This is a genomic window from Microbispora sp. CSR-4 (assembly GCF_008033685.1).
Taxonomy (GTDB): Bacteria; Actinomycetota; Actinomycetes; order Streptosporangiales; family Streptosporangiaceae; genus Microbispora.
The window spans coordinates 1-409 of sequence record NZ_VJVX01000282.1 but is presented as its reverse complement, the minus strand read 5'-3'; the positions used below and the strand labels follow the sequence as shown (position 1 = coordinate 409).

1 protein-coding gene is annotated in these 409 nt (G+C 70.9%); it reads left to right on the top strand.

From position 1 onward, the window contains the following. The coding region (locus FLV34_RS41135; protein WP_222709824.1) for a hypothetical protein at window positions 1–199 on the top strand (199 nt) is incomplete at its 5' end. Window positions 200–409 lie beyond the last annotated feature (210 nt).

Here is a 409-nt window from a genome sequence, read left to right as displayed (position 1 = left end):
CTCCAGCGTCATCTCCGACGGCTCCGGAGCTCCCACGGTGGGTCTGGAGGGCCAGGAGCTGCTGGTCTCCACCGCCAACTCCGCCGACGAGATCGGCACTTCGGAGGTCAACGCCGATCTGGCCCTGCGCACCCCGGTCGACGTCGCCGCCGGCGAATACCACTCCACCATCACGCTGTCGCTGTTCAACCAGTCCTGATCTACAGGCACGACACCCCCCACCGTGGGCGTCCGGGACTCGCGCCGACCTGACGCGCGCCCCGGACGCCCACCCGGAGACAGGAGAGACCATTGCCGACCAAGAACCGCTCGCAGGGCGCCCCCGCCCTGCTCGCCGCACTGGCCGTTCTGCGGGCTGTCGGCACCCTCTTGGTCGCCATGGTCGCCGTGGCGGCGTTCGCCGTCCCGG